The organism is Actinospica durhamensis (assembly GCF_018139695.1).
In the GTDB taxonomy this organism is placed as follows: Bacteria; Actinomycetota; Actinomycetes; order Streptomycetales; family Catenulisporaceae; genus Actinospica; species Actinospica durhamensis.
Map to the genome: position 1 here is coordinate 16,315 of NZ_JAGSOG010000010.1, position 15,680 is coordinate 31,994.

The 15,680-nt window shown below is 67.6% G+C and carries 25 protein-coding genes; all 25 read left to right on the forward strand.

All coding sequences use genetic code 11. The features are described from left to right. The first annotated feature begins 654 nt into the window (after positions 1-654). The 25 genes from rpsJ to KDL01_RS03845 all read left to right on the forward strand — a co-directional run bounded on the left by rpsJ (position 655) and on the right by KDL01_RS03845 (position 15,657). The gene (gene rpsJ / locus KDL01_RS03725; protein WP_034266131.1) at positions 655-963 is read left to right on the forward strand and encodes a 30S ribosomal protein S10; all 309 of its coding nucleotides are present in this window, start codon (positions 655-657) and stop codon (positions 961-963) included. Between the two features lie 14 nt (positions 964-977). Next, positions 978-1,619 (forward strand): 50S ribosomal protein L3, encoded by a 642-nt coding sequence (rplC, locus tag KDL01_RS03730; RefSeq protein WP_212526885.1) that lies wholly within the window; start codon positions 978-980, stop codon positions 1,617-1,619. A 5-nt stretch (positions 1,620-1,624) separates the two neighbouring features. Next, positions 1,625-2,251 carry a 50S ribosomal protein L4 gene (gene rplD / locus KDL01_RS03735; RefSeq protein ID WP_212526886.1) on the forward strand — a complete coding sequence of 209 codons (627 nt, stop codon included), beginning with the start codon at positions 1,625-1,627 and terminating at the stop codon, positions 2,249-2,251. Further along, entirely contained in the window at positions 2,251-2,586 is a 336-nt protein-coding gene (gene rplW, locus KDL01_RS03740; protein WP_212526887.1) for a 50S ribosomal protein L23, read from the forward strand. The genes rplD and rplW overlap by 1 nt, the downstream gene beginning before the upstream one ends. A 36-nt stretch (positions 2,587-2,622) precedes the next feature. Then, the gene (rplB, locus tag KDL01_RS03745; RefSeq protein ID WP_212526888.1) at positions 2,623-3,459 is read left to right on the forward strand and encodes a 50S ribosomal protein L2; all 837 of its coding nucleotides are present in this window, start codon (positions 2,623-2,625) and stop codon (positions 3,457-3,459) included. A 12-nt stretch (positions 3,460-3,471) separates the two neighbouring features. Continuing rightward, a complete protein-coding gene (gene rpsS / locus KDL01_RS03750) occupies positions 3,472-3,753 on the forward strand; it encodes a 30S ribosomal protein S19 (RefSeq protein ID WP_212526889.1) in 282 nt (93 codons plus the stop codon). Next, positions 3,746-4,138, forward strand: a complete 393-nt coding sequence (gene rplV, locus KDL01_RS03755; protein WP_212526890.1) for a 50S ribosomal protein L22 — start codon at positions 3,746-3,748, stop codon at positions 4,136-4,138. Before rpsS ends, rplV begins: the two co-directional genes overlap by 8 nt. Next, positions 4,138-4,992 (forward strand): 30S ribosomal protein S3, encoded by an 855-nt coding sequence (gene rpsC / locus KDL01_RS03760; RefSeq protein ID WP_212526891.1) that lies wholly within the window; start codon positions 4,138-4,140, stop codon positions 4,990-4,992. Before rplV ends, rpsC begins: the two co-directional genes overlap by 1 nt. A 3-nt stretch (positions 4,993-4,995) precedes the next feature. Then, entirely contained in the window at positions 4,996-5,415 is a 420-nt protein-coding gene (gene rplP / locus KDL01_RS03765; protein ID WP_212526892.1) for a 50S ribosomal protein L16, read from the forward strand. Continuing rightward, entirely contained in the window at positions 5,415-5,639 is a 225-nt protein-coding gene (rpmC, locus tag KDL01_RS03770) for a 50S ribosomal protein L29 (RefSeq protein WP_212526893.1), read from the forward strand. Before rplP ends, rpmC begins: the two co-directional genes overlap by 1 nt. An 11-nt stretch (positions 5,640-5,650) precedes the next feature. Then, the gene (gene rpsQ / locus KDL01_RS03775) at positions 5,651-5,932 is read left to right on the forward strand and encodes a 30S ribosomal protein S17 (protein ID WP_212526941.1); all 282 of its coding nucleotides are present in this window, start codon (positions 5,651-5,653) and stop codon (positions 5,930-5,932) included. A 103-nt stretch (positions 5,933-6,035) separates the two neighbouring features. Beyond that, positions 6,036-6,404, forward strand: coding sequence for a 50S ribosomal protein L14 (gene rplN, locus KDL01_RS03780; protein ID WP_034266103.1), 369 nt, complete (start codon positions 6,036-6,038; stop codon positions 6,402-6,404). Between the two features lie 2 nt (positions 6,405-6,406). After that, complete coding sequence (gene rplX, locus KDL01_RS03785) at positions 6,407-6,775, forward strand: 50S ribosomal protein L24 (RefSeq protein ID WP_212526894.1); 369 nt, start codon at positions 6,407-6,409, stop codon at positions 6,773-6,775. After that, complete coding sequence (gene rplE, locus KDL01_RS03790) at positions 6,775-7,347, forward strand: 50S ribosomal protein L5 (RefSeq protein ID WP_212526895.1); 573 nt, start codon at positions 6,775-6,777, stop codon at positions 7,345-7,347. Before rplX ends, rplE begins: the two co-directional genes overlap by 1 nt. Positions 7,348-7,349: 2 nt before the next feature. Further along, positions 7,350-7,535 carry a type Z 30S ribosomal protein S14 gene (locus KDL01_RS03795; protein ID WP_212526896.1) on the forward strand — a complete coding sequence of 62 codons (186 nt, stop codon included), beginning with the start codon at positions 7,350-7,352 and terminating at the stop codon, positions 7,533-7,535. Between the two features lie 140 nt (positions 7,536-7,675). Further along, positions 7,676-8,785 (forward strand): right-handed parallel beta-helix repeat-containing protein, encoded by a 1,110-nt coding sequence (locus tag KDL01_RS03800; protein WP_212526897.1) that lies wholly within the window; start codon positions 7,676-7,678, stop codon positions 8,783-8,785. Positions 8,786-8,789: 4 nt separating this feature from the next. Continuing rightward, positions 8,790-10,223: a PKD domain-containing protein gene (locus KDL01_RS03805; RefSeq protein WP_212526898.1), complete on the forward strand. Its 1,434-nt coding sequence runs from the start codon at positions 8,790-8,792 to the stop codon at positions 10,221-10,223. A 405-nt stretch (positions 10,224-10,628) separates the two neighbouring features. Beyond that, positions 10,629-11,027 (forward strand): 30S ribosomal protein S8, encoded by a 399-nt coding sequence (gene rpsH / locus KDL01_RS03810; protein WP_212526899.1) that lies wholly within the window; start codon positions 10,629-10,631, stop codon positions 11,025-11,027. A 24-nt stretch (positions 11,028-11,051) separates the two neighbouring features. Then, complete coding sequence (rplF, locus tag KDL01_RS03815; RefSeq protein WP_212526900.1) at positions 11,052-11,591, forward strand: 50S ribosomal protein L6; 540 nt, start codon at positions 11,052-11,054, stop codon at positions 11,589-11,591. A gap of 2 nt (positions 11,592-11,593) precedes the next feature. Then, positions 11,594-11,977, forward strand: coding sequence for a 50S ribosomal protein L18 (rplR, locus tag KDL01_RS03820; protein ID WP_212526901.1), 384 nt, complete (start codon positions 11,594-11,596; stop codon positions 11,975-11,977). 40 nt (positions 11,978-12,017) lie between these two features. Next, on the forward strand, positions 12,018-12,650 hold the full coding sequence (rpsE, locus tag KDL01_RS03825; RefSeq protein WP_212526902.1) for a 30S ribosomal protein S5: 633 nt from the start codon (positions 12,018-12,020) through the stop codon (positions 12,648-12,650). Position 12,651: 1 nt separating this feature from the next. Next, entirely contained in the window at positions 12,652-12,834 is a 183-nt protein-coding gene (gene rpmD / locus KDL01_RS03830) for a 50S ribosomal protein L30 (RefSeq protein ID WP_212526903.1), read from the forward strand. Continuing rightward, on the forward strand, positions 12,834-13,304 hold the full coding sequence (rplO, locus tag KDL01_RS03835; RefSeq protein WP_212526904.1) for a 50S ribosomal protein L15: 471 nt from the start codon (positions 12,834-12,836) through the stop codon (positions 13,302-13,304). The genes rpmD and rplO overlap by 1 nt, the downstream gene beginning before the upstream one ends. A gap of 362 nt (positions 13,305-13,666) precedes the next feature. Continuing rightward, complete coding sequence (gene secY / locus KDL01_RS03840) at positions 13,667-15,001, forward strand: preprotein translocase subunit SecY (RefSeq protein WP_212526905.1); 1,335 nt, start codon at positions 13,667-13,669, stop codon at positions 14,999-15,001. 5 nt (positions 15,002-15,006) lie between these two features. Continuing rightward, positions 15,007-15,657: an adenylate kinase gene (locus tag KDL01_RS03845; RefSeq protein ID WP_212526906.1), complete on the forward strand. Its 651-nt coding sequence runs from the start codon at positions 15,007-15,009 to the stop codon at positions 15,655-15,657. The last annotated feature ends 23 nt before the right edge of the window (positions 15,658-15,680 follow it).

Consider the following 15,680-nt stretch of genomic DNA (forward strand, 5'->3'; position numbering starts at 1 on the left):
CGTCGGCGCTGGCATTCTCGCACCGGCCCGGCGATCCGTCGAAACGGGCGTAGCCTCATCAAGGCGGCCTTCCGCGGCCCGCCTCCGCCCCGGAGCGCCCGAGCCCCGGCTAGGGCCTCCTAGGGCCGTACTCGGCCGTACACATGCACGCTCGGCGGCCCCACCGGCTGGGGAGTGGTTCCACGGCGCCTGAGCTGCACCCGGATTTGGTATCGATCCGGGAAATACGGCACACTGTTGAAGTTGCTCGGTGCAGGGTGCAGGCATGCCCTGTTCCGGGTGCTTCCGGAGTCGCACCGGCCCCCCGGTGCGCACCGTTCGTTCGGCCGCCCCCTGTTGTGGGGGCGTGGGCCGACGGGCGGCTCTCCGGGCCCGCATCACCGTCCTCCTGGAGTGATAGTGACCGGCAGGTTGGCGCCTGCCTGCGGGAAGGCGTGCGGCCGCAACGCGACACGCCCGACCGCGTGGGTCGGAGAAAACCGGACAAGACCTACCGCCGGGTACGGTCCGACGGGTGCGAACCCAGCGGATGACGGCCCGAAGATCTCATGCGGCTTCCCGCGTGCGGTCGTAAGACAGCAGGGCTTCCCTGTCGGTCCGCTGGACCGCCGGAGAGGCCGCAGAGGTTACCGAGAAGAAGGAAACTACGCAGCCATGGCGGGACAGAAGATCCGCATCAGGCTCAAGGCCTACGACCACGAGGTCATCGACTCTTCGGCGCGCAAGATCGTCGAGACGGTGAGCCGGACTGGTGCTCAGGTCGCGGGCCCGGTGCCGCTGCCGACTGAGAAGAACGTGTACTGCGTCATCCGCTCGCCGCACAAGTACAAGGACTCGCGCGAGCACTTCGAGATGCGTACGCACAAGCGGCTCATCGACATCCTCGACCCCACGCCCAAGACGGTTGACTCGCTCATGCGGCTCGACCTGCCGGCCGGTGTCGACATCGAGATCAAGCTGTAAGGACGCTTAGGATCATGGAGAAGCAGATCAAGGGCGTCCTGGGCGAGAAGCTCGGCATGACCCAGGTCTGGGACGCGGACAACCGGGTCGTCCCGGTAACCGTCGTCAAGGCCGGGCCGTGTGTCGTGACCCAGGTGCGCAGCATCGAGAAGGACGGCTACGCCGCGGTCCAGCTCGCCTTCGGCGAGATCGACCCGCGCAAGGTGAACAAGCCGGAGAAGGGCCACTTCGAGAAGTTCGACGTCACCCCGCGTCGGCACCTCGTCGAGATCCGCACCTCTGACGCCGCGGAGTACACCGCCGGCCAGGAAGTCACCGCCGAGGTGTTCACCTCCGGCCAGAAGATCGACGTGGTGGGCACTTCCAAGGGCAAGGGCTTCGCCGGTGTCATGAAGCGCCACAACTTCCGTGGCCTGGGCGCCGGACACGGCGTGCAGCGCAAGCACCGTTCGCCCGGTTCCATCGGCGCCTGCGCGACCCCCGGTCGCGTGTTCAAGGGCGTGCGGATGGCCGGCCGGATGGGTAACGAGCGCGTCACCGTGCAGAACCTGACCGTCCACGCGATCGACGCCGAGAAGGGCCTGCTGCTGATCAAGGGTGCCGTTCCCGGCCCCAACGGCGGCCTTGTGCTCGTCAAGACGGCGGCGAAGGGCTGAGAGAGATGACTACCACTGTTACCGTCGATCTCCCCGCGGAGATCTTCGACGTCCAGGTGAACGTTCCGCTGGTGCACCAGGTCGTCGTGGCCCAGCTCGCGGCCGCGCGCCAGGGCACGCACAGCACCAAGCGCCGTGGCGAAGTCCGAGGCGGCGGCAAGAAGCCGTACCGCCAGAAGGGCACCGGCCGCGCCCGTCAGGGCTCGACCCGCGCGCCGCAGTTCACCGGTGGTGGCGTCGTGCACGGCCCCAAGCCGCGTGACTACGCGCAGCGGACGCCGAAGAAGATGAAGGCCGCCGCCCTGCGCTGCGCCCTGTCGGACCGCGCCCGCAACGGTCGGCTGCACGTCGTCGACGCCTTCGCCGGGGATCTTCCCTCGACCAAGGGCGCCAAGGCCGCGATCGCTTCCGTCACCGAGCGCCGCAACGTGCTCGTCGTGCTCGGTCGCGAAGAGACCAACGCGTGGCTCTCGCTGCGCAACCTTCCCGAGGTCCACCTGCTCCACGCCGACCAGCTGAACACGTACGACGTGCTCATCAGCGACGACGTGATCTTCACTCAGGCCGCCTTCGACGCGTTCGTCGCCGGCCCGAAGAAGGCCTCGGCCGACACCGAAGGGAGCGAGGCCTGATGGCTATCAAGGACCGTTACGTTCTCGCCCGCGACCTGCTGATCAAGCCGGTCGTCTCGGAGAAGAGCTACGCGCTGCTCGACGAGAACAAGTACACGTTCATCGTGCACCCGGACGCGAACAAGGAGCAGATCCGCGACGCGGTCGAGCTGCTCTTCGACGTCGAGGTCACGGCTGTCAACACGATCAACCGCAAGGGGAAGCGCAAGCGGACCCGGGTCGGCACCTACGGCCACCGCGCGTCGACCAAGCGCGCCATCGTGTCGGTCGACCCTCAGCCGAACGACGCCAGCAAGAAGAGCCGCATCGACATCTTCGGGGGCCCGGTCTCCTGAGGCCGGTACCGAGGAACTTAGAGGAATCTCATAGCCATGGGCATTCGCAAGTACAAGCCGACGACCCCCGGTCGCCGCGGCGCCAGCGTTGCCGACTTCGTCGAGATCACCCGGGACACCCCGGAGAAGTCTCTGGTCCGCCCGCTGCACTCCAAGGGCGGCCGTAACGCGCAGGGTCGCGTGACGGTCCGTCACCAGGGCGGTGGCCACAAGCGCGCCTACCGTGTCATCGACTTCCGTCGGGACGACAAGGACGGCGTGCCGGCGAAGGTCGCGCACATCGAGTACGACCCCAACCGCACCGCGCGCATCGCGCTGCTCCACTACGTGGACGGCACCAAGCGCTACATCATCGCTCCGGCGAAGCTGAAGCAGGGCGACCCGATCGAGTCCGGCCCCAACGCCGACATCAAGCCGGGCAACAACCTGCCGCTGCGCAACATCCCGACCGGTACGACCATCCACGCCATCGAGCTTCGGCCCGGCGGCGGCGCGAAGATCGCCCGCTCGGCCGGCGCCAGCGTCCAGCTCGTCGCCAAGGACGGCCCCTACGCCCAGCTGCGTATGCCCTCCGGCGAGATCCGCAACGTCGATGCGCGCTGCCGCGCGACCGTCGGCGAGGTCGGCAACGCCGAGCAGGGCAACATCAACTGGGGCAAGGCCGGACGCATGCGCTGGAAGGGCAAGCGCCCGACCGTCCGCGGTGTCGCGATGAACCCGATCGACCACCCGCACGGTGGTGGTGAGGGCAAGACCTCCGGTGGTCGCCACCCGGTCTCCCCGTGGGGTCAGAAGGAAGGCCGTACCCGCCAGCCGGGCAAGGCCAGTGACAAGTACATCGTCCGTCGCCGCAAGTCGAACAAGAAGCGCTAGGAGGAGGTCTAGATGCCGCGCAGTCTCAAGAAGGGTCCCTTCGTGGACGACCACCTGATCAAGAAGGTGGACGTTCAGAACGACAAGGGCACCCACAACGTCATCAAGACGTGGTCTCGGCGCTCGATGATCGTCCCGGCGATGCTGGGCCACACGATCGCCGTGCACGACGGCCGCAAGCACGTCCCGGTGTTCGTCACCGAGTCGATGGTCGGCCACAAGCTGGGCGAGTTCGCCCCGACCCGTACTTTCAAGGGTCACGTGAAGGACGATCGGAGGTCGCGCCGTGGCTGAGAACAAGGCCAAGGACCTGCCCGAGAACCAGGCGATCGCCCAGGCCCGCCACGTCCGGATGACCCCGATGAAGGTCCGCCGCGTCGTGGACCAGGTCCGCGGTGTCCCGGTGGAGCAGGCGCTGGACTACCTGCGCTTCGCCCCGTGGGCGGCTGCGGAGCCGGTCTACAAGTGCGTCGCCTCGGCGGCCGCCAATGCCCGCAACAACAAGCAGCTCCACGGTGACCTGGTCATCACGGCCGCGTACGTGGACGAGGGCCCGACGCTCAAGCGGTTCCGTCCGCGGGCCCAGGGCCGCGCGTACCGCATCCGCAAGCGCAGCAGCCACATCACCATCGTGGTTGAGCAGTCCGAGGTCGCCGCGAAGAAGGGCAGGACCCGGTAATGGGCCAGAAAGTCAACCCGCACGGGTTCCGCCTCGGCATCACCACCGACTTCAAGTCGCGCTGGTACGCCGATAAGATGTACAAGGCGTACGTCAAGGAAGACGTCGAGATCCGCAAGCTCATGACCAAGGGCATGGAGCGGGCCGGCATCTCCAAGGTCGAGATCGAGCGCACCCGCGACCGCGTCCGCGTGGACATCCACACGGCGCGTCCGGGCATCGTGATCGGTCGGCGTGGCGCCGAGGCCGAGCGCATCCGCGGCGAGCTCGAGAAGCTCACCGGCAAGCAGGTGCAGCTCAACATCCTCGAGGTCAAGAACCCCGAGCTCGACGCCCAGCTCATCGCTCAGGGTGTGGCCGAGCAGCTCTCCTCGCGTGTCGCGTTCCGCCGCGCCATGCGCAAGGCGATCCAGACGACCATGAAGGCCGGCGCCAAGGGCGTGAAGGTCCAGGTCTCCGGACGTCTGGGCGGCGCGGAGATGTCGCGTTCCGAGCAGTACCGCGAGGGCCGCGTGCCCCTGCACACGCTGCGCGCGAACATCGACTACGGCTTCTACGAGGCCCGCACGACCTTCGGCCGCATCGGCGTGAAGGTCTGGGTCTACAAGGGCGACGTCACCTCGCTCAGCGCGGCGCGTGCCGCGGCCGCCGCCGAGCAGCGGCGTCCGTCGGCCGGCGGCCGTGACGAGCGTCGCGGCGGCGACCGTCCCCGCGGCGGACGTCCGTCGCGTGGCGGCGAGCGCGGCGGCGAGCGTGGCGGACGCGGCCAGGGCCGCACCGAGAACACTTCCGCCCCGGCGACCGAGGCTCCGGCCGAGGCAGTCGCGGCGGCCGAAGCTCCGAAGGAGGGCTGACCGATGCTCATTCCGCGTCGTGTCAAGCACCGCAAGCAGCACCACCCGGAGCGCGGCGGTGCGTCGAAGGGCGGCAACGAGCTGAACTTCGGCGAGTACGGCATCCAGGCTCTGACCCCGGCCTACGTCACCAACCGGCAGATCGAGTCGGCGCGTATCGCGATCAACCGGCACATCCGCCGTGGTGGCAAGGTCTGGATCCAGATCTTCCCGGACCGCCCGCTGACCAAGAAGCCGGCCGAGACCCGGATGGGTTCCGGTAAGGGCTCGCCCGAGTGGTGGGTGGCGAACGTCAAGCCGGGTCGGGTGCTCTTCGAGCTCTCCTACCCGAACGAGAAGGTCGCTCGAGAGGCTCTGCTGCGCGCGTCGCACAAGCTGCCGCTCAAGTGCCGGATCATCAAGCGCGAGGCAGGTGAGATCTGATGGCAGCCGGAACCGCAACGCACGAGCTGCGTGAGCTTTCGGACGCGGCCCTGGTGGACAAGCTCCGCGAGGCCAAGGAGGAGCTGTTCAACCTCCGCTTCCAGCAGGCCACCGGCCAGCTCGAGAACCACGGCCGCATGAAGGCCGTCAAGGCCGACATCGCCCGGGTCTACACGATCCAGCGCGAGCGCGAGCTGGGCATCACGGAAGGTGATCAGAAGTGACTAACCCCGTGATCAGCGAGGCGAGCAGCGTGGAAGACGAGCAGCGCGGCGCGCGCAAGACCCGTGAGGGCCTTGTCGTGTCGGACAAGATGGACAAGACGGTCGTCGTGATCGTCGAGGACCGGGTCAAGCACCCGCTGTACGGCAAGGTCATGCGTCGTACCAGCAAGCTCAAGGCCCATGACGAGCAGAACAGCTGTGGCATCGGCGACCGCGTGCTGCTCATGGAGACCCGGCCGCTCTCGGCGACCAAGCGCTGGCGCGTGGTCGAGATCCTGGAGAAGGCCAAGTAAGCAGCCTCACGCTCCCGGCGGTGTATCCGCCGCCGGGAGCGGGGTTTTCTGCGAAGAGACAACGGCCGCGCCGACCGGTGCGGCCACCAGTCAGGAGTAGAACGTGATTCAGCAGGAATCGCGGCTGCGGGTCGCCGACAACACCGGTGCAAAGGAAATCCTCTGCATCCGGGTTCTCGGTGGCTCGAGCCGCCGCTACGCGGGCATCGGCGACGTCATCGTCGCCACCGTGAAGGACGCCCTCCCGGGCGCGGGCGTGAAGAAGGGCGACGTCGTCAAGGCCGTCGTCGTGCGCACCGTCAAGGAGCGTCGCCGTCCGGACGGTTCGTACATCCGCTTCGACGAGAACGCGGCCGTCCTGATCAAGGACGGCGGGGACCCGCGCGGTACCCGTATCTTCGGCCCGGTGGGCCGCGAGCTGCGTGACAAGCGCTACATGCGCATCATCTCGTTGGCTCCGGAGGTGCTCTAGCCATGGCGAAGCAGAAGATCCGCAAGGGTGACCTGGTCCAGGTCATCACGGGCAAGGACAAGGGCCTGCAGGGCAAGGTCATCCAGGCCCTGCCGACCGCGGGCAAGGTCATCGTCGAGGGCGTGAACCGGGTCAAGAAGCACACCAAGGTCGGTCAGACCGCGCGTGGCTCCAAGACCGGCGGCATCGTCACCGTCGAAGCGCCGATCCAGGTCAGCAACGTGATGCTGGTGGTCGAGCACGAGGGCAAGAAGGTCGTCACCCGCGTCGGTTTCCGGCGTGAGGAGCAGGAGCGCAAGCTGCCTGACGGTACGACCAAGACGGTCACGCGTTCCGTGCGGTACGCGAAGAAGACCGGAGAGGCGATCTGATGACTGTGACCGACGAGCAGACCAAGGTCGCGCCGCGCCTGAAGGAGCGGTACCGCGCCGAGATCGCCCCGGCGATGCGTGAGCAGTTCAAGTACGAGAACGTCATGCAGATCCCGGGCGTCACCAAGGTCGTCGTGAACATGGGTGTCGGCGACGCCGCCCGTGACTCGAAGCTGATCGAGGGCGCCATCCGCGACCTGCAGGCCATCACCGGCCAGAAGCCGGCCGTGACCAAGGCCCGCAAGTCCATCGCGCAGTTCAAGCTGCGCGAGGGCCAGCCGATCGGCACCCACGTCACCCTGCGCGGTGACTACATGTGGGAGTTCCTGGACCGCTTGGTCTCGATCGCGCTGCCGCGCATCCGTGACTTCCGCGGCCTGTCGCCGAAGCAGTTCGACGGCAAGGGCAACTACACCTTCGGTCTCAACGAGCAGTCGATGTTCCACGAGATCGACCCCGACAAGATCGACCGGGTCCGCGGTATGGACATCACGGTCGTGACCACCGCCCCGAACGACGCCGAAGGCCGCGCGCTGCTCAAGCTGCTCGGCTTCCCCTTCAAGGAGGCCTGATCATGGCGAAGACCGCGCTGATCAACAAGGCGAACGCCAAGCCGAAGTTCAAGGTCCGGGGTTACACCCGGTGCCAGAAGTGCGGCCGTCCGCACTCGGTGTACCGCAAGTTCGGCCTGTGCCGCGTCTGCCTGCGCGAGATGGCCCACGCCGGCGAGCTGCCCGGCGTGACCAAGTCGAGCTGGTAGTCCGCGACGCCGGAACCTGACGGCGATTCACAGTCGGGCCCCGCACACGTTATGACGTGTGCGGGGCCCGACTGTTTTTTGCGCGGGTGTATGCTCCGCGTTGCTTGACAAGTGGTTGAGCTCGAGGAGGGGGTGTGCGCATGCGCAGGGAACACATGGCGGCCGGGGCCGCGCTGATCGTCTCGATCGGATCGCTGGTCGGGATACCGGCCGCCGCGCACGCGGCGGCGAGCGGGAGCGTTCTGTACGTCAAAACTGGGCCCACCTGCTCGGACACGACCACCGACAGTTCGGTGACGCCGTACTGCACCATCCAGGCCGCGGCGAACGTCGTCGAGCCCGGACAGACCGTGCAGATCTCCGAGGGCACGTACGACAGCAATGTCACGATCACCCGGTCCGGTACCGCGGCCGCGCCGATCAAGTTCGTCGGCGAAGGCGACTTCTCCATGCAGCCGTACAACGATCAGGCGGTGCAGATCGGCGGCTCCGGTGCGAATTCGACCACCGGCTACGGGCTGCTGATCGACGGTGCGAGCAACGTCGAGTTCTCCAATGTCAAGATCATGGGCCAGCCGACCGGTGACGTCCTCGTCGAGGAGTCCTCCGGCATCGTGCTGGACCACGACTCGATCGACGCGGGGGACACCAGCGGCCTCATCGTGGGCGCGGGCTCCAGCGCGGTCACGATCGCGGAGGACTACTTCACCCCGGACTTGACCGCTACGGGCAACGCCGTCGAGGTCGATTCCGGGGCGAGCGACACGACGATCACGAATGACATCGCCTACTTGACCGGTGGTGGCGTCTGGGTCGACGGGGCGTCAGGCACCGCGGTGACCGGCGACACCTTCTACCGCGTGCTGGGAACCGGCGTCCAGGTCGACTCCGGCGCCGCCGGCACCACGATCGAGAACAATGTCGTGTTACCGACCAAGTCCGGGGCGAACGGGGTTTACGTCGACACCTCGTCGGCGGCGGGTACGACTCTCGACTACAACTTCGTCCTCACCCCGGCCACGAACACCGCTGCCCTCTACAGCTTCGACGGTGCCAACTACCAGAGCGCCGCGGCTCTCGACGCGGCGACCGGCCAAGGCGCGCACGACGTGAACACGGGCCCCGCGATTTCCGCCGGCACCTTCGCGCCGGTCGAGGGCTCGCCCACCATCAACAGCGCCGACGCTTCCGCGCCCGGCGAGGCGTCGACCGACTTCTACGGCAACGCCCGGGCCCCTGGACCCGAATGACCCGGTGACCGGCACCGGCGGCGGCTACTACGACCGCGGGGCCGTGCAGATCCCGGATCCGATCAAGGTGACCGCGACCGATTCGAGCACCTGGGCGGCCGGTTCGGTGACGAAGACCATCACCGCGACGCTGACCGGTACGCCGTGGTCGTCCTCGGTCACGTACGACTTCGACTTCGGCGACGGCACGACGCAGTCCTCGAGTTCCCCGGTGATCCAGCACACGTACACGACGGCCGGAACGTACCGGCCGACCGTCACCGCCGTCGACGGTGATCACGGTTCCGCCGGCGCGCAGGCGGCGCCGTTCACTCTGGCCGGGGGCAACGCGTACTACCCGATCGCGCCCACCCGGGTGCTCGACACCCGGCACGGCATCGGCACGGCCACCGCGCGTGTTCCGGCCGACGGCGGCGTCAAGCTCAAGGTGGCCGGCGTCGGCGGGGTTCCGGCCACCGGGGCCGTCGCGGTCGTGCTGAACGTCACCGTGGTCGGCCCGACCGCGAACGGCGTCATCACGGCCTACCCGGACGGCACCGCGGTCCCGACCGCCTCGAACCTGAACTTCCTCAAGGGGGAGAACCGACCGAACCTGGTGACGGTGGAGCTCGGCTCTGACGGCAGCGTGGATCTGCGCAACGGCGGCAACGGCACCTCCGACCTCGTCGCGGACCTCGAGGGCTACTACGCGCCGGGCACCGGCACCGGATTCTCCGGAGTCGAGAACTACCGCTCCGACGCGGTCACCCTGACGGTCGGCAAGCCCGTCCCGGCATCCCTGTTCTACTCGGGCTACAACGGGCTGAGCACCGGTGCGGCCGCGGTCGCGGTCAACATCACCGCGACCCAGGGCACCGCGGCCGGTTTCGTCAGCGCGTACGCGGACGGCGGCAAGATGCCGACCGCTTCGAACGTGAACTACAGCGCGAACGAGAACATCGCGAACATGGCGATCGTGCCGCTCGGCTCCGACGGGTACATCGACCTGGTCGCCGGCGGCAAGGCCGGCGCGACGGTGAAGGTCCTGATCGACGTCGAGGGCTTCTACACCAACCAGCCCGACACCTACGGGACCGGCTTCGTGCCGACGCGCCCGACCCGGCTGATCGACACCCGCAGCGGCCTTGGCCTGCAGGCCAAGGGGCCGACGAGCGGGACCGAGGTGGACCCGACGAAGCTGGCCGGGATCCCGGCCCACGCCGCCGGGATCGCCGCGAACGTGACCGTGGTCGATCCCTCGGCCAACGGGTTTTTCTCGGCCGTCGTCCTCTACGAGCTCACCGCGACCTCGACGTTGAACTTCGCCAAGGCGCAGAACGTGGCGAACATGGCCGAGCTCACCTGGGCGCCGGACGGCTCCGGCCAGTACCTCTACCTCGGCACCAGTGGGGCCACCACCGGCATCGTGCTCGACATGTTCGGCTACTTCGTCGACTGACACCCCACGCGAGCCCCGTGACACCGCGGCCCCCGTCTCCGGCGAGGCGGGGGCCGCGGCCTGCGCCGTGCGGCCCGCGCCGTGCGATCTGCGCTGTCCGATTTGGGCGGCCCGGGGATGCTCTGTTAACCTGGACCAACGCGTGTCTGCCCCCGGGCTAACGCGCGTGTGGGCGCTCTAGCGAAAGCGAGTCCGTCACCCTGGTCCCGCGGTGCTCTCGAGCACGGCAAGGGATACCCGGTGACTGCTGGTTCGGTCGTCACGGCCATGCCAGGTGCCCTTAGCAACTGTCACTACGACGCCGCAGGTCCTCCCGGCGAATCAAGGGCACCGCACCTTCTCAGGGCACGGTATCCGCGATGCGCCTGGGCCGGAAACCACGGTGGGAAGGCCCAAGGCCCCCTTATGACCATGACTGACCCGATCGCAGACATGCTCACGCGTCTGCGTAACGCCAACTCGGCGTACCACGACCAGGTCACCATGCCGTCCTCCAAGCTGAAGACTCGCATCGCCGAGATCCTCAAGCAGGAGGGCTACATCGCCAGCTACGTCGTCGAGGACCTCGAGGTCGGGAAGAACCTGATCATCGACCTCAAGTTCGGCCCGAACCGCGAGCGGTCGATCGCCGGCATCAAGCGCATCTCGAAGCCGGGTCTGCGCGTCTACGCCAAGTCCACGAACCTGCCGAAGGTGCTCGGCGGACTCGGCATCGCCATCATCTCCTCGTCGTCCGGTCTGCTGACCGACCGACAGGCCGCCAAGAAGGGCGTAGGCGGAGAAGTCCTCGCCTACGTCTGGTAAGTCCGGAAGGGAGTAAAGACAGCTATGTCTCGTATTGGACGGCTGCCGATCCCGGTCCCGGCCGGCGTCGAAGTCAGCATTGACGGAAGCGACGTGACGGTGAAGGGCCCCAAGGGCACCCTGAGCCACACCGTCGTCACCCCGATCTCGGTGGAGAAGGCCGAGGACGGCACCCTGCAGGTGACCCGTCCCAACGACGAGCGCGCCGCCAAGGAGCGCCACGGCCTGACCCGTACCCTGATCAACAACATGATCATCGGCGTGACGACCGGCTACTCGAAGGTCATGGAGATCTCGGGTGTCGGTTACCGCGTCACGGCGAAGGGCTCCAGCCTGGAGTTCGCGCTCGGCTACTCGCACCCGATCGTGGTGGAGCCGGCCGACGGCATCTCCTTCGCCGTCGAGGCCCCGACCCGGTTCGTGGTCTCCGGCATCGACAAGCAGTTGGTCGGTGAGACGGCGGCGAACATCCGCAAGCTGCGCAAGCCCGACCCCTACAAGGCCAAGGGTGTGCGGTACCAGGGTGAGGTCATCCGCCGCAAGGTCGGAAAGGCTGGTAAGTAGCCATGGCCTATGGTCACAAGATCGCCAAGGGCAACGCCAAGAAGAGCGTTGCGCTCAAGCGTCGTCACATCCGCGTGCGCAAGCGCGTCAACGGCACGGAGGAGCGTCCGCGCCTCGTCGTGACGCGCTCCAACCGCCACATGGTCGCCCAGATCGTCAACGACAAGCTCGGCCACACCGTGGCCTCCGCCTCCACCATGGAGGCCACGCTGCGTTCGGCCGACGGCAAGAAGGTTGACCTGTCCCGCGAGGTCGGCAAGCTCGTCGCCGAGCGCGCCAAGGCCGCCGGTGTCGCCACGGTCGTGTTCGACCGCGGCGGCAACAAGTACCACGGCCGGGTGGCCGCGGTCGCCGAGGGCGCCCGCGACGCCGGACTGGACTTCTGATGACGACCATGAACCAGAACACTGAAATGAGGGATTCCTGATGCCCGGACCCCAGCGCCGCGGTGGCGCCCCGGGTGGCCAGGGTCGTGGTGAGGGTGGTGGAGAGCGGCGGGACCGTCGCGACCGCCGGAACCAGGACTCCACCCCGGCTGCCGAGAAGACCGCCTACGTCGAGCGCGTCGTGACCATCAACCGCGTGGCCAAGGTCGTGAAGGGTGGACGTCGGTTCTCCTTCACCGCCCTGGTCGTCGTGGGCGACGGTGACGGCACCGTCGGTGTCGGCTACGGCAAGGCCAAGGAGGTGCCGGCCGCCATCGCCAAGGGCGTTGAGGAGGCCAAGAAGCACTTCTTCAAGGTCCCCCGCATCCAGGGCACCATCCCCCACCCGATCGTCGGCGAGGCCGCGGCCGGTGTCGTGATGCTCAAGCCGGCCTCCGCCGGTACCGGTGTCATCGCCGGTGGCGCGGTGCGCGCCGTGCTCGAGTGCGCGGGCATCCACGACGTGCTGTCCAAGTCCATGGGCTCGGACAACGCGATCAACGTGGTGCACGCCACCGTCGCCGCGCTCAAGGGCCTGGTTCGTCCCGAGGAGATCGCGGCCCGCCGCGGCCTGCCGCTCGAGGACGTCGCTCCGGCCGCCCTGCTGCGCGCCCGCGCGGGAGTGGGTGCCTGAGATGGCCAAGCTGAAGATCACGCAGGTCCGTTCGAAGATCGGCACGAAGCAGAACCACCGCGAAACGCTGCGGTCGCTCGGCCTCAAGCGGATCAACGACACGGTGATCAAGGAGGACCGCCCGGAGTTCCGCGGCATGGTCCACACCGTTCGTCACCTCGTCGAGGTTGAGGAGGTCGACTGATGTCCGAGCAGGAGAAGCAGCACGTCCTGAAGGTGCACCACCTGCGTCCCGCCCCGGGTGCCAAGACCGCGAAGACCCGTGTGGGTCGCGGTGAGGGCTCCAAGGGTAAGACCGCCGGTCGCGGTACCAAGGGTACGAAGGCGCGCTACCAGGTGCCGGAGCGCTTCGAGGGTGGGCAGATGCCGCTGCACATGCGGCTGCCCAAGCTCAAGGGCTTCAAGAACCACTTCCGGGTGGAGTACCAGGTCGTGAACCTGGCCAAGCTGGCCGAGCTCTACCCGCAGGGCGGCAACGTCACCGTCGCCGACCTGGTGGCCAAGGGCGCCGTGCGCAAGGGCGAGCTCGTCAAGGTGCTCGGCACCGGCGAGGTCGAGGTCGCGCTGAACGTCAAGGTCGACGCGTACTCCGCGTCCGCCAAGACGAAGATCGCCGCCGCCGGCGGCAGCGCCGAGGAGCTCGGCGCCAAGTAGGTCCCGGGACCGGCGGCCGCCCCCTTCACCGGGCACGGCCGTCGGTCCGCTGCGGCAATCGCCCTGGATCTTTCACCGATCCAGGGCGATTTTCGCTGTTCGTATACCGAGCTTTCTCCACGCTCTCGCTTTGAGCGATGAGTATTGCGTAAGATGTCGCGAGCCGAAGTGTCCGCAGGCAGCTCACGCATGCCCGGCGGGAACCGAAAGCACGTGGATTCGGTCTTCACCAGAAGTGCCGGACAGAGGCGGCTATGTCCGACTCGTTCCGGGGGTCCACACCCACGCCCAAGTACCGCATCATCGTCAACCGCCGCCGGCGGGCCTTGCACGGGCCTACCGGGTAGTGCGCAGGAGGAACAGTGCTCTCTGCCTTCGGCCGGGCCTTTAGAACCCCGGACCTGCGCAAGAAGCTGCTTTTCACGCTCGCGATCATGGCCCTTTTCCGGGTCGGATCGCACGTCCCGGCACCCGGCGTGGACCAGGCCGCGATCAGCCAGTGTCTCGGGCTTTCCGGCGCCTCGGGCAGCGCCCTCGGACTGATCAACCTCTTCTCCGGCAACGCGCTGCTGCAGCTGTCGGTCTTCGCGCTCGGCATCATGCCGTACATCACCGCGTCGATCATCCTGCAGCTGCTGACGGTGGTCATCCCGCGCCTGGACGCCCTCAAGAAGGAGGGCCAGGCCGGACAGACGAAGATCACCCAGTACACCCGGTACCTGACCGTGGGACTGGCCATCCTCCAGGCCACCGGCCTGGTCGCGACCGCCCGGACCAACAGCGCCTACCTGTTCGGCGTGCAGTGCCAGACCCCGGTCATCTACCCGAAGGTCGGCACCCTCGGCATTGTCGTCATGGTCGCGGTCATGGTGGCGGCCACCTCGATCATCATGTGGCTGGGCGAGCTGATCACCGACCGCGGTGTCGGCAACGGCATGTCCCTGCTGATGTTCACCTCCATCGCCTCGCAGCTGCCGAGCCAGCTGTGGTCGATCAAGACCAACACCTCCCTCGGCGACGGGTGGGTGGCGTTCATCGCGGTCATCCTGGTCGGTGTAGTCCTTGTCGGGTTGGTCGTGTTCATCGAACAGGGCCAGCGCCGAGTACCCGTCCAGTACGCCAAGCGCATGGTCGGCCGGCGGATGTACGGCGGGTCCTCCACCTACATCCCGATCAAGGTCAACCAACCAGGCGTCATCCCCATCATCTTCGCCTCCTCGCTGCTGCAGCTGCCCGTGCTCGTGGCCCAGTTCGCCGACCCGAACTTCACCCACGGCTGGTCGCAGTGGGTGCACAGCGAGCTCGGCTACAGCGTGCAGGGCTACTCGGGCATCTACATGGGCGCCTACTTCCTGCTGATCCTGTTCTTCGCGTTCTTCTACGTGGCCATCACGTTCAACCCCGATGAAGTCGCGGACAACATGAAGAAGTACGGTGGCTTCATCCCGGGTATCCGCGCGGGCAAGCCGACCTCCGACTATCTGAACTTCATCCTGACCCGGATCACCTGGCCCGGTTCGCTCTACCTGGCACTGATCGCGCTCATCCCGATGATCGCGCTGATGGAGTTCCACTCCGGCGCCAAGTTCCCGTTCGGCGGCACCTCGATCCTGATCCTCGTGGGCGTCGGCCTGGAGACGGTCAAGCAGATCGAGAGCCAGCTGCAGCAGCACAACTACGAAGGGTTCCTCCGGTAACCAGCATGCGCATCGTCCTCGTGGGCCCGCCGGGAGCGGGCAAGGGTACCCAGGCCAAGGTCGTCGCCGAGCGTCTGGGCATCCCGGCCATCTCCACCGGAGACATCTTCCGGGCGAACGTCGCGGCGGGCACCGAGCTCGGTGTCGAGGCGAAGAAGTACATGGACCAGGGTCTGCTGGTGCCGGACGAGGTCACCATCGGCCTCATCCGGGACCGGCTGACCGAGGCGGACGCCTCCGCCGGGTTCCTGCTCGACGGCTTCCCGCGCAACGTGGCGCAGGCCGAGGCCCTCGAGACGATGCTGACCGGCATCGAGGTCAAGCTCGACCGCGTGGTCGAGCTGAAGGTGGACAACGACGAGGTCGTGCGCCGCATCGCCGGGCGCCGGCTGTGCCGCAACGACAGCGGCCACATCTTCCACGTGGACTCCAAGCCCCCGGCCGTGGCCGGGGTGTGCGACGTGTGCGGCGGCGAGCTCTACCAGCGCGACGACGACCGGGAGAGCACGGTCCGCGAGCGGCTGCGGGTCTACCAGGACGAGACCGCCCCGATCGTGGGCTTCTACGCCGAGCGGGGCCTGCTCGCCTCGGTGGAGGCCACCGGCGCGCTCGACGCGGTCACCGCGCGGATCCTGACCGCGCTCGAGGTCAACTGAGCCCACGCCGCGCCCCCGGCACT

Excerpts from the sequence above, each read along its gene's own strand:
- rpsJ (WP_034266131.1), top strand. The coding sequence starts at position 655 with ATGGCGGGACAGAAGATCCGCATCAGGCTCAAGGCCTACGACCACGAG.
- rplC (WP_212526885.1), top strand. The coding sequence starts at position 978 with ATGGAGAAGCAGATCAAGGGCGTCCTGGGCGAGAAGCTCGGCATGACC.
- rplD (WP_212526886.1), top strand. The coding sequence starts at position 1,625 with ATGACTACCACTGTTACCGTCGATCTCCCCGCGGAGATCTTCGACGTC.
- rplW (WP_212526887.1), top strand. The coding sequence starts at position 2,251 with ATGGCTATCAAGGACCGTTACGTTCTCGCCCGCGACCTGCTGATCAAG.
- rplB (WP_212526888.1), top strand. The coding sequence starts at position 2,623 with ATGGGCATTCGCAAGTACAAGCCGACGACCCCCGGTCGCCGCGGCGCC.
- rpsS (WP_212526889.1), top strand. The coding sequence starts at position 3,472 with ATGCCGCGCAGTCTCAAGAAGGGTCCCTTCGTGGACGACCACCTGATC.
- rpsC (WP_212526891.1), top strand. The coding sequence starts at position 4,138 with ATGGGCCAGAAAGTCAACCCGCACGGGTTCCGCCTCGGCATCACCACC.
- rplP (WP_212526892.1), top strand. The coding sequence starts at position 4,996 with ATGCTCATTCCGCGTCGTGTCAAGCACCGCAAGCAGCACCACCCGGAG.
- rpmC (WP_212526893.1), top strand. The coding sequence starts at position 5,415 with ATGGCAGCCGGAACCGCAACGCACGAGCTGCGTGAGCTTTCGGACGCG.
- rplX (WP_212526894.1), top strand. The coding sequence starts at position 6,407 with ATGGCGAAGCAGAAGATCCGCAAGGGTGACCTGGTCCAGGTCATCACG.
- rplE (WP_212526895.1), top strand. The coding sequence starts at position 6,775 with ATGACTGTGACCGACGAGCAGACCAAGGTCGCGCCGCGCCTGAAGGAG.
- KDL01_RS03795 (WP_212526896.1), top strand. The coding sequence starts at position 7,350 with ATGGCGAAGACCGCGCTGATCAACAAGGCGAACGCCAAGCCGAAGTTC.
- KDL01_RS03800 (WP_212526897.1), top strand. The coding sequence starts at position 7,676 with ATGCGCAGGGAACACATGGCGGCCGGGGCCGCGCTGATCGTCTCGATC.
- rpsH (WP_212526899.1), top strand. The coding sequence starts at position 10,629 with ATGACCATGACTGACCCGATCGCAGACATGCTCACGCGTCTGCGTAAC.
- rplF (WP_212526900.1), top strand. The coding sequence starts at position 11,052 with ATGTCTCGTATTGGACGGCTGCCGATCCCGGTCCCGGCCGGCGTCGAA.
- rplR (WP_212526901.1), top strand. The coding sequence starts at position 11,594 with ATGGCCTATGGTCACAAGATCGCCAAGGGCAACGCCAAGAAGAGCGTT.
- rpsE (WP_212526902.1), top strand. The coding sequence starts at position 12,018 with ATGCCCGGACCCCAGCGCCGCGGTGGCGCCCCGGGTGGCCAGGGTCGT.
- rpmD (WP_212526903.1), top strand. The coding sequence starts at position 12,652 with ATGGCCAAGCTGAAGATCACGCAGGTCCGTTCGAAGATCGGCACGAAG.
- rplO (WP_212526904.1), top strand. The coding sequence starts at position 12,834 with ATGTCCGAGCAGGAGAAGCAGCACGTCCTGAAGGTGCACCACCTGCGT.
- KDL01_RS03845 (WP_212526906.1), top strand. The coding sequence starts at position 15,007 with ATGCGCATCGTCCTCGTGGGCCCGCCGGGAGCGGGCAAGGGTACCCAG.